Consider the following 12504-nt stretch of genomic DNA (forward strand, 5'->3'; position numbering starts at 1 on the left):
CTCTCATGGGGTTACTGCCTTCGCATCGGGCCGGTAGTGTGGCGGCGCCACGCCACCCGACAAAACGCCCGAGACGGACCGCCATGCTGTCGAACCTCGCGACCCGCGACGTCGAGACCTTGATCCACCCCTACACCAACCTCGACGCGCACCGCGCGAAGGGGCCGCTGGTGCTGGAGCGCGGCGCGGGCGTCTACGTCTACGACACGGAGGGCCGCCCCTACATCGAGGGTATGGCCGGGCTCTGGTGCACGGCCCTCGGCTACTCGAACGCGGAACTCGTCGACGCGGCCAGCGCCCAGATGAGCCGCCTGCCCTTCACGCACCTGTTCTCCGGCCGCAGCCACGATCCGGCGATCGAGCTGGCCGAGGTGCTGAAGGAGTTGATGCCGATCCCGACCTCGAAGGTGTTCTTCACCTCCTCGGGCTCGGAGGCGAACGACACCCAGGTCAAGCTGGCGTGGTACTACAACAACGCCCTCGGCCGCCCGCGGAAAAAGAAGATCATCGGCCGGCAGCGCGGCTATCACGGCGTCACGGTCGCGACCGCCTCGCTCACCGGGCTTCAGGCCAACCACGCCGATTGGGACCTGCCCCTGCCGGGTTTCCTCCACACGGCCTGCCCGCACCATTACCGCTTCGCGGAACCCGGCGAGAGCGAGGAAGCCTTCTCCACGCGCCTGGCCGCCGAGTTGGAAGAGCTGATCCTGCGCGAGGATCCCGAAACAGTCGCGGCCTTCATCGCCGAGCCCGTGATGGGCGCGGGCGGCGCCATCGTGCCGCCGCGGGGCTACTTCCCGGCGATCCAGGCTGTGCTCGCCCGCTACGACGTGCGCTTCATCGCCGACGAGGTGATCTGCGGCTTCGGGCGGCTCGGCACGTGGTTCGGCTCGGAGGCGCTCGGGATGGCGCCCCAGACGCTCTCCTTCGCCAAGGCCGTGACCTCGGGCTACGTGCCGCTGGGCGGGATCACCGTGGACGAGCCGCTCTACGCGGCGATGGTGGACCAGAGCGCGAAGCTCGGCACCTTCGGGCACGGCACGACCTATTCGGGCCATCCGGTCGCCTGCGCGGTGGCGCTGAAGGCGATCGAGATATACCGGCGCGACCGGATCGTGGAGGGCGCGGCTGAGAAGGCGCCGCACTTCCAGGCCCGACTCGCGGGCCTCGCGGAGCACGACATCGTCGGCGAGGCCCGAGGCATCGGGCTGATCGGCGGGCTGGAGATCGTCGCCCACAAGCGCAGCAGGGCGCAGTACGACCCGAAGGCGGGCGTAGCCGCCCGCTGCGTCGCCTTCGCGCAGGACGAGGGGCTGATCGTGCGCTTCCTCACGGGCGACCGGATCGCGGTCTGCCCGCCGCTGATCATCACCCCGGACGAGATCGACGTCCTGTTCGACCGCCTGACCCGGGCCCTCGACCGCACCCGGGACTGGATCCGGGCCGAGGGCCTCGGCGCGGCCTGAGCGTGCCTCGGGGCCTGCCTGAGTCCTTCGTGCAACGCCCGCGTCGCCGGAGGTAGTGCCGAAAGTCAGTATCACGTCGCACCGGGCGAGCCTTAAGCAAGCGTTCAGCTCGATTGGCCTTGTATCGGTTCGTCCGCCCAACCCGGCGGGCGCCCCGAGGAAGCCCCGAGGCCGCCGAACCCGGCGGCGACGGGCGAGGCGGCCGAGCACCGGCCCCGTCGCACAGGAACCCCTCCCATGTACGCCCCCAGCGAGACCCAGGTCAGCGCCTCCGAGAGCGAGCGTCGCCAGATGGACCAGGGCGAGTCGCTCTACGGTTTCCGCCCCCTCGCGCTGCCGGCGCTCGCCGCCGCAGCTCGCCCCAAGAAGCGGGAAGCCCGGCCCACCGTACCGGCAACCGGGCGGCAGGGCATCCTCAGCCTCGTCCACGAGGACGAGCCCCTCGCCTGAGCGAGCCGAAGTTCCTCGCTTGGGCGAACCTGAGCGGATCGCCTGAGCGAGGCCCGACGGGCAGCCTGAGGCGCCCCCGGCGCGGGCCAATTCGGCCATACTGCGCGCGCATTCTGCGCGCCCGGGGCCATCGAGGCCGCTACCTTCGGCCGCGATGAACCTCCGATGCTGATCCTCCCGACCCGGCGCCAGGTTCTGACCGGCCTCGGCTACGCCTCGGCCGTCGGGCTCACCGGTACGGCGGCCTACGGCGTAGGTGTCGAGGCGATGCACGGCCTCGTGGTGACCCGCTACGCGCCGGTGCTGCCTGGCTGGACGCCGGGTCTGCACCTCAAGGTGGCGGTGCTCGCGGATTTCCACGTCTGCGAGCCCTTCATGCCCCTCGACCGCGTGGCCGAGATCGTCGACGCCACGAACGCGCTGAAGCCCGATCTCGTGCTACTGCTCGGCGACTATCCGGCCTCCGGGCGGATCGCGTGGCGGCGGGTGCCGCTCGATGCCTTCGCCCGCACGGTGGAGCGCCTGCGCGCGCCGCTCGGCATCCACGCGGTGCTGGGCAACCATGACTGGTGGGACGACCAAGAGGCGCAGATGCGCCGGTCCGGGCCGCCAGAGGCGCAGCGGGCTCTCGAGGCGCGCGGCATCCCGGTGCTGGAGAACGACGCGGTGCGCCTCGTTCACAAGGGACGGCCCTTCTGGCTTGCCGGGCTCGGCGACCAGCAATCCTTCCTGGACCGGGCCGGCAACGTCGTGGCATGGCGCGACGACCTGCCCGCGACGCTGGCCAAGATCACCGACGACGCTCCCGCGATCCTGATGGCGCACGAGCCCGACATCTTCCCCGACGTGCCGGACCGGTTCTCCCTCACCCTCTCCGGGCACACCCATGGCGGCCAGATCCGACTGCTCGGTCACTCGCCCGCGATCCGGCGCGTCGCGGGCCTCGATCTTTCCTACGGTCACGTGGTGTCGAAGGGCCGGCACATCATCGTGTCGGGGGGCTTCGGCGTCAGCCGGGTGCCGGTGCGGATCGGCGTGCCGCCGGAGATCGTCTGGCTCGATCTCGGACGGGACGCGGCGCCGGCCGCCGAGGCCGCAGCGAACGACTGACCGGACGCTCGCCCTGCAGAACCGGCGCGCTATCTTGCGCCTTATGCGTGCGCTCGTCCTCGCTCTTGCCCTCAGCGTCGCCGATCCGGCCTGCGCCGACGAGTGCGGCAACCTGATCGATCGCGTCGCCGCTGAGACCGGGGCGCGGCTCGATGATCGCAGCAGCGACTACGCCCGCTTCACCGCCGATGCCGAGACCAGCCTGACGCTCTCGTGCGCGGCGCCCCACCCATCCTCGGTCGGGGCGCAGTTCCGTGGCGCGAACCCGCCGGAGGCCTTCTACACGCTGTTCGGGCAGGCGGGTCACGCGGTGACCGGCATCGAGGCGGGCACGGTCGCGGCGGCCGCGCACCGGGCCCAGGAGGCAGCGGGCCGGCTGCGCCACAGCAAGGTGGAGGCTGGAGGCGCGGCGGTCACCTGCTCCGTGACGCACAAGGACACCGGAGACCTCACCCTATGCGCCGTCATCGAGAGCAGCGACCGGAGTTGATCGGCGCGCTCGCTGGCGTCCTGGCCGGCGCGATCGTCTCCGCGGCTCCGGCCCTCGCGCAGGAGGGCGCGGTCAACGACTGGGCGACGTTCCGGGCACGACTCACCGGTTGCTGGCAGGCGCCAGCCGGCAGCGAAGGTTCGCTCATCGCCTTCCGGTTCGGCCTCGACAAGGCGGGCGCATTGCGCGGCAAGCCGCTCGTCACTGCCCGCCGCCTCACCGGCGACAAGGAGACGCAGCGCCTCTACGAGGAGGCCGCCGCCAGGGCTCTGGAGACCTGCCTGCCCGTGCCGGTCAGCCCAAGCTTCGGCGCGATCCTCGGCGAGAGCCCGATCCGTCTGCGCTTCGTCAATACGAAGCCCACGGCGGCCTACCAGCTGAACTCCAACATCACGATCTTCGCGCCGGAGTAATTAGCTCCGGCGCGGCACCCTCAGAGCGGGATGTTGTCGTGCTTCTTCCAGGGCTGCTCCATCTCCTTGGTGCGCAGCATGCTGAGCGCCCGGGCGATCCGCTTGCGGGTGGAGTGCGGCATGATCACCTCGTCGATGTAGCCGCGCTCGGCCGCCACGAAGGGCGAGAGGAAGCGGTCCTCGTACTCCTTCGTGCGCTCGGCGATCTTGGCCTCGTCGCCGATCTCCGCCCGGAAGATGATCTCGACCGCACCCTTGGCGCCCATCACGGCGATCTGGGCGGTGGGCCAGGCGTAGTTCACGTCGGCGCCGACATGCTTCGAGGCCATGACGTCGTAGGCGCCGCCGAAGGCCTTGCGTGTGATCACCGTCACGAGCGGCACCGTCGCCTGGCTGTAGGCGAAGAGCAGCTTGGCGCCGTGCTTGATCAGGCCGCCGTACTCCTGTGCGGTGCCCGGCAGGAAGCCCGGCACGTCCACGAAGGTGACGATCGGGATCGAGAAAGCGTCGCAGTAGCGCACAAACCGTGCGGCCTTGCGCGAGGCGTCCGAGTCGAGCACGCCCGCCAGCACCAGCGGCTGGTTGGCCACGAAGCCGACCGTGCGGCCCTCGATGCGCCCGAAGCCCGTGATGATGTTGCGGGCATACGCCGCCTGGATCTCGAAGAAATCGCCCTCGTCCACGACGCGCCGGATCAGCTCGCCCATGTCGTAGGGCTTGTTCGGGTTGTCGGGGATCAGCGTGTCGAGGGATTTGTCGAGGCGCAGCGGATCGTCGAAGCTCTCGATCTCCGGCACGCCGTCGATGTTGTTGGCGGGCAGGAAGTCGAGGAGCCGACGGATCTGCAGAATGGCCTCGACGTCGTTCTCGAACGAGCCGTCCGCGATCGAGGACTTGGTGGTGTGAACCTTGGCGCCGCCGAGTTCCTCGGCAGTCACGACCTCGTTGGTCACGGTCTTCACCACGTCCGGCCCGGTCACGAACATGTAGCTCGTGTCGCGCACCATGAAGATGAAGTCGGTCATGGCCGGCGAGTAGACGTCGCCGCCCGCGCAGGGGCCCATGATCACGGAGATCTGCGGGATCACGCCCGAGGCCGCGACGTTGCGGCGGAAGACCTCGCCGTAGCCGCCGAGCGCCGCCACCCCCTCCTGGATGCGCGCGCCGCCGGCATCGAAGATGCCGATGATCGGAGCGCGCATCTTCAGCGCCATGTCCTGCACCTTCACGATCTTGGCCGCGTGCGTCTCGGAGAGCGAGCCGCCGAACACCGTGAAGTCCTTCGAGAACAGGAAGACCGTGCGGCCATTCACCGTGCCCCAGCCGGTGATGACGCCGTCGCCGGGAATCTTCTGGTTCTCCATGCCGAAATCGGTGGAGCGGTGCTGCACGAACATGTCGAACTCCTCGAACGACCCATGGTCGAGCAGGAGTTCGATGCGCTCGCGCGCCGTGAGCTTGCCGCGCTTGTGCTGCGCCTCCACGCGCTTCTCGCCACCACCGAGGCGGGCCTGAGCGCGCCGCTGCTCAAGCGTCTCGAGAATGTCCTTCATGGGGTGCGCCTCGGGGCTGGTGCTGGCGTTGTCGGCTTCGATCCGCCTGCCCCTCTCGCGGCGAGCTTGGCGGTCGGCCGTCGCTGCCCCTTAGCACAGAGAAATTCCGGGCGAAAACGGGCCTTTCGGCCGAGACGCCCGCCGTCAGCCGGCGAGCGCGGCCACGGTCGCGGCGGCGTGGAACTCGGCCTGGCGCTTGGCGAGGCGCTCCTCGGCCTCCGCGTCCTGGCCCCAGACCGCCGCCTGGTAGGTCTCGTCCACGTGCGCGGCCGCCCAGCCCTCCTCGGGCGTGAGGCGCCCATGCAGCACCGCGAGCGCGATCAGTAGCGAGCCGGTCAGCGTGGTCAGCGTGTGAAGGGCAGCCAGCCGGTAGGGATTCTCCACCGCGAACACGGCCTGCCGCAGAGCCGCGACGGTCTCCTCGGGCTGCGTCACGTGCATCACGCCCTCGCTGAGAATCAGGCGGGCGCCGAGCGCCGTGCGGGCCCATTCGAGCACTGGATCCCAGGCGCGGGCCTGATCGGCCACGAGGCGCTCGGGCGCGTCAGCCCGGTAGGCGACGAGGTCGGTGCCCGCATAGGCCGCCAGATCCTCCGCCACCGCCTCGCGCCGCGGCGCCACGCCATCGAGCGTCGTGTTGACGATGCGCGTGACCGGCATGGTGGCGGGGTCGATGAACGCGCCTTGCGCTCCCCACTCAGTCGCCAGCGCCCTCGCGAGGTCGCGGCTCGGCACGCTGAGCGGGTTGCGTCCCGGCGTGTTGGCCGGGCGCCCGTCGAGGGTAAGACGGAAGCCGCCTTCCCCTTCGGTGAAGCCCGCCTCTTTGTAGAAGCGCTTCGGCAGGGCGGGTTTCGTCTGGGCCCGCACCGCCCGCATCGGATCCGCACGCCCGGGCTCATCGCCGAGCCAGTCGCTTGTCACATCGTCGCTCATGGGAACGCAGATAGGCGATCACCGCGCCGTGTGCGAGGGTCCGGGTCGCGTGGTCTCAGACGAAGTAGGTCAGCGTCGCCGCGACTGTCGTCACCGCCGTTGCGGCGGCGATCGTGGTCGGGTTGAAGAGCAGGAAGCGACGCGCTGCCTCGACGGGCGTCTCCGGCCAACCGAAGGCCTCGCCCGCCGCGCGCTCGGCGCGCTGAAGGCTCGCGTGGCGCGTATCGACGTCGGTCTTCGTCATGGCGTCCGGCTCCCGTCCCGCGCCCCTGCCGTCCGCACAGTGCGGATACGGCGAAGCTTTGTCGGATAAAACGCGCACAGCCCGCTCCGGGTTCCGGTCGGCCGCGTCATCGCAGTGCCATGTCCGCCCTATAGCGGGCCTCTGCGACGATCCGGAGACAGTGTCCGATGACGAACCTCAACCGCTCGCAGGCTGCCGAGGCCGCCGAGGATGCCGGCTCGAACGCGAGCCCCAACCCGACGCTCGGCGAGGTGGTGGCCGCTCGCTTCCACCGGCGCGACCTGCTCCGGGGGGCGCTCGCGGTTGGGGCGATCAGCGCCGTGGTCGCGCCGCGCGCCCTCGCGGCGGCGCAGGGCCAAACCTCTCCCTTCCCGTTCCGGGAACTACCGGCAGGCTCCGACGAGCGTCACCACGTTGCGGAGGGGCACGAGGCCGAGGTGCTGATCCGCTGGGGCGACCCCGTCCTACCCGGCGCGCCGGTCTTCGACCCGCGCAACCAGACGCCGGAGGCGCAGGCGCAGCAGTTCGGCTACAACAACGACTTCATCGGCTTCTTCCCGATGCCGGGCGCGCAGGATCCGGCCGGCCACGGCCTGCTCGTGGTGAACCACGAGTACACCAACGAGGAACTCATGTTCCCCGGCCTCGGCCGACAGGATGGCAAGGCGGGTTTCGCGGGTATGTCGCGGGATCTCGTCGGTATCGAGATGGCTGCGCATGGCGGCTCGGTGCTCGAGGTGAAGCGCGTCGACGGCCGCTGGCAGGTGGTGCCGGACTCGCGCTACGCCCGCCGCATCACCGCGACGACGCCCATGACGCTCACCGGCCCCGCCGCGGGTTCGGAGCGCCTGCGCACCAAGGCCGACCCGGAGGGCCGACAGGTCCTCGGCATGATCAACAACTGCGCGGGCGGCACCACGCCCTGGGGCACGTGGCTCACCTGCGAGGAGAACATCAACTACTACTTCGGCGGCAAGCTCGCCGGGGACTCGCCGGAGGCGCGCAACCACAAGCGCCTCGGCATGCCGGGCAATCTCTACGCCTGGGGTAGATTCCACGACCGCTTCGATCTCGAGGCCGAGCCGAACGAGCCGAACCGCTTCGGCTGGGTCGTGGAGATCGACCCGTTCGATCCGAGCTCCGTGCCGAAGAAGCGCACCGCAATGGGCCGGTTCAAGCACGAGGGCGCAGCCGGCATCCTGGCGGGAGACGGGCGCTACGTCGTGTTCCAGGGCGACGACGAGCGCTTCGACTACGTCTACCGCTTCGTCACCGAGGCGAAGGTCGATCTGCAGGACAAGGCCGCCAACCGCGACATCCTCGACCGCGGCACGCTGTCGGTCGCCCGCTTCGACGCGGACGGGCGCGGCACCTGGCTGCCGCTCGTCTTCGGAGAGGGTCCGCTCACCCCGGAGAACGGGTTCCGCGATCAGGCCGACGTGCTGGTCGAGACGCGGCGCGCCGCCGATCTTCTCGGCGCCACCAAGATGGACCGGCCCGAGGACGTCGAGGCCAACCCGAAGACGGGCAAGGTCTACGTGATGCTGACCAACAACGCGAAGCGGAAGACCGATCAGGTCGATGCCGCCAATCCGCGGCCGGACAACCGCTTCGGCCACATCGTCGAGATCAGCCCGGACCGGCGGGACTACGCCGCGCCGGGATTCGGGTGGGAGGTTCTGGTGCGCTGCGGCGACCCGAACATCGCCGCGGTCGGTGCCACCTTCTCGTCGGCGACGACGAAGGACGGATGGTTCGGCATGCCCGACAACTGCTCGGTCGACGGCCTGGGCCGGCTCTGGGTGGCGACGGACGGCAACTCCGCCGGCCGCACCGGCCGCACCGACGGCATCTGGGCAATGGAGACCGAGGGTGCAGGCCGTGGGACGGGCAAGCACTTCTTCCAGGTCCCGGCCGGCGCAGAGATGTGCGGGCCCTACTTCACGCCCGACGACACCACCTTCTTCGTCGCCGTGCAGCACCCGGGTGAAGCCGACGAGGAGGATCCGAAGGCGGAGCCGGCCACCTTCGAGAAACCGGCGACCCGCTGGCCGGACTTCGACCCGAACCTGCCGCCGCGCCCCTCGGTCGTGGCGATCACGCGGCGCGGGGGCGGCCGCGTCGGGACCTGACCCACTCGCGCCCCCGCCCCGCCGCGATCAGGCCTTCTTAACCAACCCCATCCCATGTCATGGGGTGGTGTGCACCGCAGGAAACGGGGTCCAACCCCGCCTCCTGCGGTGCGATGGCCCCTTTCTGTTTCCGGTTTGTTCCGGTACAGTCAGAGGATGAAGGCGAATGCTGCACGGTCCCGTTCCTCCGCGGCGCGAGTCGCGAACCCACCCGCGCGGAGCGGTCGCGTGAGCGACCCCGCGCGCGACCTCTTCGCGGGCGGCAAGCCGCCCCTTCCCGGCCCGGCCGAGCGGCGCAAGCTGGAGGGCTCGGCCACCGTGCCGCCGCTCGCCGCCGTCCAGGCGACCGAGGGCGGCTACGACGCCTCGGCGATCGAGGTGCTGGAGGGGCTGGAGCCGGTCCGGCGCCGGCCCGGCATGTATATCGGCGGCACCGACGAGCGGGCGCTGCACCACCTCTTCGCCGAGGTCATCGACAACTCGATGGACGAGGCGGTGGCGGGCCACGCGAGCTTCATCGAGGTAGAGTTGGAGGAGAGCGGGGCGCTCGTCGTCACCGACAACGGCCGCGGCATCCCTGTCGACCCGCACCCGAAATTCCCGGGCAAATCCGCGCTCGAGGTCATCATGACCACGCTGCACGCGGGCGGCAAGTTCGACTCGAAGGTCTATGAGACCTCCGGCGGCCTGCACGGCGTCGGCATCTCGGTGGTGAACGCCCTCTCCGACCTGCTGGAGGTCGAGGTCGCGCGCAACCAGACCCTCTACCGCCAGAGCTTCTCGCGCGGCTTGGCCCTGGGCGCCCTGGAGCCGGTCGGCCGGGTGCAGAACCGGCGCGGCACGCGGGTGCGCTTCCACCCGGACGCGCAGATCTTCGGCTCGCTGAAATTCGACCCGCGCCGCCTGTTCAAGATGGCACGCTCGAAGGCCTACCTGTTCGGCGGCGTCGAGATCCGCTGGCGCTGCGCCCCCGCCCTGCTGGAGGGGCTGGCGGACGTGCCGCCGGAAGCCGTGCACCGCTTCCCCGGCGGTCTGCGCGATTATCTGGCCCGCGACATCGACGGCAAGGAGCTCGTCACCGACGCGATCTTCTCCGGCAAGGTGACGAAGCCGGGCTCGCACGGCTCGCTCGAATGGGCCGTCGCCTGGACGGTCGCGGACGACGGCGTCTCCCACTCCTACTGCAACACGATCCCGACGCCCGAGGGCGGCACCCACGAATCGGGTCTGCGCGTCGCGCTGCTCCGGGGCCTGCGCGAGCACGCCGAGCGCGTGAACCAAGCGAAGCGCATGACGGCCGTCACCACCGACGACGTGATGGCGACCTGCGCCTCCATGCTCTCGGTCTTCATCCGCGAACCGGAGTTCCAGGGCCAGACCAAGGACAAGCTCGCCACGGTGGAGGCCTCGCGCATCGTCGAGACGGCGATCCGGGACGCCTTCGACCACTGGCTCGCCGGCTCGCCCGCCCAGGCCAACAAGCTGCTCGACTGGGTGATCGACCGGGCGGAGGAGCGTCTGCGCCGGCGCCAGGAGAAGGAGGTCGCGCGGAAATCCGCGACGCGCAAGCTCAGGCTGCCCGGCAAGCTCGCCGACTGTTCGGCGGCCGGCACCGCGGGCTCGGAGATCTTCATCGTCGAGGGCGACTCGGCCGGCGGCTCGGCCAAGCAGGCGCGCGACCGCGCGACCCAGGCGATCCTGCCGTTGCGCGGCAAGATCCTGAACGTGGCCTCGGCGAGCCGGGACAAGCTCGGTGCCAATCAGCTGATCTCGGACCTGACACTGGCGCTCGGCTGCGGCACGGGCGCGAACTTCCGCGAGGCGGACCTGCGCTACGACAAGGTGATCATCATGACGGACGCCGACGTGGACGGCGCCCATATCGCCTCGCTACTGATCACCTTCTTCTACCGGCAGATGCCGAAGCTCATCGACCGCGGGCACCTCTACCTCGCGATCCCGCCGCTCTACCGGCTGCAGCAGGGCACGAAGATCGCCTATGCGCGCGACGACGCGCACAAGGACCAGCTGATCAAGACGCAGTTCAAGAACGGCAAGGTCGAGATCGGCCGCTTCAAGGGCTTGGGCGAGATGATGCCGGGCCAGTTAAAGGAGACCACCATGGATCCGAAGAAGCGCACGCTGCTCCGGGTCGCGGTGCTCGACGAGGCGCGGGAATCGACCGGCGACACCGTGGACCGGCTGATGGGCAACAAGCCCGAGGCCCGCTTCGCCTTCATCACCGAGCGGGCGGCCTTCGCCGAAGGGGCGGATCTCGACATCTGACGCCCGGCCGCGGTGCTCCGAGGCGACAAAGCCCGGCCGAACGGCCGGGCTTTCTTTTTGGGGCGGCCTTCACCTCTCCGCAGACCGGCAGGCGGGCGACCGCGTCTCGGGTCGGGTCCCATGAGTGGCGGCCCCGAAACGCAGAAAGCCCGGCCGTGAGGCCGGGCTTCCGCGATGACCGGACCGGGTCGCTGGCGCGACCCGGTTGGTCGATCTTAGTACGAGCCGAACTTGTAGTTCAGGCCGGCGCGGACGACGGCGAACTCGGTGTCGCGGCGGCTGTTGGTGACGCCGGAGACGAGGGCGACGCCCGGGGAGGTGACGCTGACGGGGGCGCCGGCCGGGGTGGTGGCGAAGAAGCCGTTGTTGCGGTTGCCCTGGTCGAGGTTCACGTAGAGACCTTCCACCTTCAGCGTCACGGCCGAGGAGCGGAAGAAGTTCAGGAACGAGTCGGTGGGCAGGGCGTACTCGATACCGCCGCCGACCGCGTAGCCGGTCTGGAACTCGTCACGCGAGGAGTTCGGCAGGCCGAACTCGCGGCCGCCGCCCGAGCCGTAGGCGAAGCCGCCGGTGGCGTACACGAGGGTGCGGTCGAAGGCGTAGCCGAGGCGACCGCGCACGGTGCCGAAGTAGTCGAGGCTCGACAGGCCGTTCGGGTTGAACACGCCCACGCCCGGCAGCAGGCCGGCGCCGGCCTGGGCGAAGCGGTTCCGCTCACGGCCGAAATCGACGTACTGGGCGTCGGCCTCGACACCGAACACCACGCCCGAGCCGGGGGTCAGCTGCCAGTTGTAGCCGATCTGGCCACCGCCGACGAAGCCGTCGGTGTTCGAGCGGTTGTTGCTGAAGCCCAGAGCGGCCGAGGTGCCGGGGGCGACGAGGCCGCTGGCGCCGTTGACCACCACCACGGTCGGCGCCTGACGGTCGTCACCGGTGCCGAAGCCGTAGCCCGCGTTGAAACCGGCGTAGAAGCCCGTCCAGGTGAAGACCGGAACCGGGGTGAAGACCGGCGGCGGGGCAGCGCGACGCGGAAGGTCGGCGGCCGAAGCGGCAGCGGTCAGGCCGGCGAGCACGGTCGAAGCGAGGAGAAGCTTTTTCATTGGGTCCTGGGTCCTGTGTGGCAAAGCCGGGCCGCTTGTAGGTCCTGTTGGCCGAGGGGTCTGTCGCTTTCCTGCAACAAGCTCGGCCAGATAAAACCCAAGCTCTCAACGAAAGGTGAAGTTTACGCTGCCCGCAGCCGAGAGCTGGAGCCGATGTGTTCCGGCGCACACCGAGGATATAGCAAGCGGGAAGCTGATTACTCTGCGATCACGCGTCGGCTCAATGATGGCGGAAACGCGGCAGACCTGCTGGCGACACTCGCAGCCGCGTTCACGACCGGCAGAATATCCGGAGACCGGCGTTTTACTTCTAATTCTGGTCCAACC

Annotated in this window: 11 protein-coding genes; 7 read left to right on the forward strand and 4 right to left on the reverse strand. The window is 69.9% G+C overall.

Annotated elements, in window-relative coordinates:
- The first annotated feature begins 83 nt into the window (after positions 1-83).
- The 5 genes from MFF54_RS09760 to MFF54_RS09780 all read left to right on the forward strand — a co-directional run bounded on the left by MFF54_RS09760 (position 84) and on the right by MFF54_RS09780 (position 3929).
- Positions 84-1466 carry an aminotransferase gene (locus MFF54_RS09760; protein ID WP_238302413.1) on the forward strand — a complete coding sequence of 461 codons (1383 nt, stop codon included), beginning with the start codon at positions 84-86 and terminating at the stop codon, positions 1464-1466.
- A gap of 237 nt (positions 1467-1703) precedes the next feature.
- Positions 1704-1916, forward strand: a complete 213-nt coding sequence (locus MFF54_RS09765; protein WP_238302414.1) for a hypothetical protein — start codon at positions 1704-1706, stop codon at positions 1914-1916.
- A gap of 165 nt (positions 1917-2081) precedes the next feature.
- The gene (locus MFF54_RS09770) at positions 2082-3026 is read left to right on the forward strand and encodes a metallophosphoesterase (protein ID WP_238302415.1); all 945 of its coding nucleotides are present in this window, start codon (positions 2082-2084) and stop codon (positions 3024-3026) included.
- A 43-nt stretch (positions 3027-3069) separates the two neighbouring features.
- Entirely contained in the window at positions 3070-3516 is a 447-nt protein-coding gene (locus MFF54_RS09775; protein WP_238302459.1) for an ABC transporter ATPase, read from the forward strand.
- Positions 3483-3929 carry a UCP034077 family protein gene (locus MFF54_RS09780; protein WP_238302416.1) on the forward strand — a complete coding sequence of 149 codons (447 nt, stop codon included), beginning with the start codon at positions 3483-3485 and terminating at the stop codon, positions 3927-3929. Before MFF54_RS09775 ends, MFF54_RS09780 begins: the two co-directional genes overlap by 34 nt.
- Before the next feature lie 20 nt (positions 3930-3949).
- On the opposite strand, the gene MFF54_RS09785 is transcribed toward MFF54_RS09780, so the two are convergent.
- The 3 genes from MFF54_RS09785 to MFF54_RS09795 all read right to left on the reverse strand — a co-directional run bounded on the left by MFF54_RS09785 (position 3950) and on the right by MFF54_RS09795 (position 6659).
- Positions 3950-5482, reverse strand: a complete 1533-nt coding sequence (locus MFF54_RS09785; protein ID WP_238302417.1) for an acyl-CoA carboxylase subunit beta — start codon at positions 5480-5482, stop codon at positions 3950-3952.
- A gap of 144 nt (positions 5483-5626) precedes the next feature.
- On the reverse strand, positions 5627-6415 hold the full coding sequence (locus MFF54_RS09790; protein WP_238302418.1) for an ATP12 family chaperone protein: 789 nt from the start codon (positions 6413-6415) through the stop codon (positions 5627-5629).
- A 55-nt stretch (positions 6416-6470) separates the two neighbouring features.
- Complete coding sequence (locus MFF54_RS09795; RefSeq protein WP_238302419.1) at positions 6471-6659, reverse strand: hypothetical protein; 189 nt, start codon at positions 6657-6659, stop codon at positions 6471-6473.
- Between the two features lie 167 nt (positions 6660-6826).
- Here MFF54_RS09795 and MFF54_RS09800 point away from each other — a divergent pair, with 167 nt between their 5' ends.
- Both MFF54_RS09800 and parE read left to right on the forward strand, forming a co-directional pair.
- Positions 6827-8791 carry a PhoX family protein gene (locus MFF54_RS09800; protein ID WP_238302420.1) on the forward strand — a complete coding sequence of 655 codons (1965 nt, stop codon included), beginning with the start codon at positions 6827-6829 and terminating at the stop codon, positions 8789-8791.
- A gap of 228 nt (positions 8792-9019) precedes the next feature.
- Positions 9020-11077, forward strand: a complete 2058-nt coding sequence (parE, locus tag MFF54_RS09805) for a DNA topoisomerase IV subunit B (protein WP_238302421.1) — start codon at positions 9020-9022, stop codon at positions 11075-11077.
- Between the two features lie 215 nt (positions 11078-11292).
- Here parE and MFF54_RS09810 read toward each other — a convergent pair whose 3' ends face one another.
- Positions 11293-12177, reverse strand: coding sequence for an outer membrane protein (locus MFF54_RS09810; protein ID WP_238302422.1), 885 nt, complete (start codon positions 12175-12177; stop codon positions 11293-11295).
- Between the last annotated feature and the right edge of the window lie 327 nt (positions 12178-12504).

The organism is Methylobacterium gregans, from assembly GCF_022179245.1.
Classification (GTDB): Bacteria; Pseudomonadota; Alphaproteobacteria; order Rhizobiales; family Beijerinckiaceae; genus Methylobacterium; species Methylobacterium gregans.

Bases quoted from the DNA above. Each gene is read 5' to 3' on its own strand.
- MFF54_RS09775 (WP_238302459.1), top strand. From the start codon at position 3,070: ATGCGTGCGCTCGTCCTCGCTCTTGCCCTCAGCGTCGCCGATCCGGCC.
- MFF54_RS09800 (WP_238302420.1), top strand. From the start codon at position 6,827: ATGACGAACCTCAACCGCTCGCAGGCTGCCGAGGCCGCCGAGGATGCC.
- MFF54_RS09765 (WP_238302414.1), top strand. From the start codon at position 1,704: ATGTACGCCCCCAGCGAGACCCAGGTCAGCGCCTCCGAGAGCGAGCGT.
- MFF54_RS09790 (WP_238302418.1), bottom strand. From the start codon at position 6,415: ATGAGCGACGATGTGACAAGCGACTGGCTCGGCGATGAGCCCGGGCGT.
- MFF54_RS09780 (WP_238302416.1), top strand. From the start codon at position 3,483: ATGCGCCGTCATCGAGAGCAGCGACCGGAGTTGATCGGCGCGCTCGCT.
- MFF54_RS09795 (WP_238302419.1), bottom strand. From the start codon at position 6,659: ATGACGAAGACCGACGTCGATACGCGCCACGCGAGCCTTCAGCGCGCC.
- MFF54_RS09810 (WP_238302422.1), bottom strand. From the start codon at position 12,177: ATGAAAAAGCTTCTCCTCGCTTCGACCGTGCTCGCCGGCCTGACCGCT.
- MFF54_RS09785 (WP_238302417.1), bottom strand. From the start codon at position 5,482: ATGAAGGACATTCTCGAGACGCTTGAGCAGCGGCGCGCTCAGGCCCGC.
- MFF54_RS09760 (WP_238302413.1), top strand. From the start codon at position 84: ATGCTGTCGAACCTCGCGACCCGCGACGTCGAGACCTTGATCCACCCC.
- MFF54_RS09770 (WP_238302415.1), top strand. From the start codon at position 2,082: ATGCTGATCCTCCCGACCCGGCGCCAGGTTCTGACCGGCCTCGGCTAC.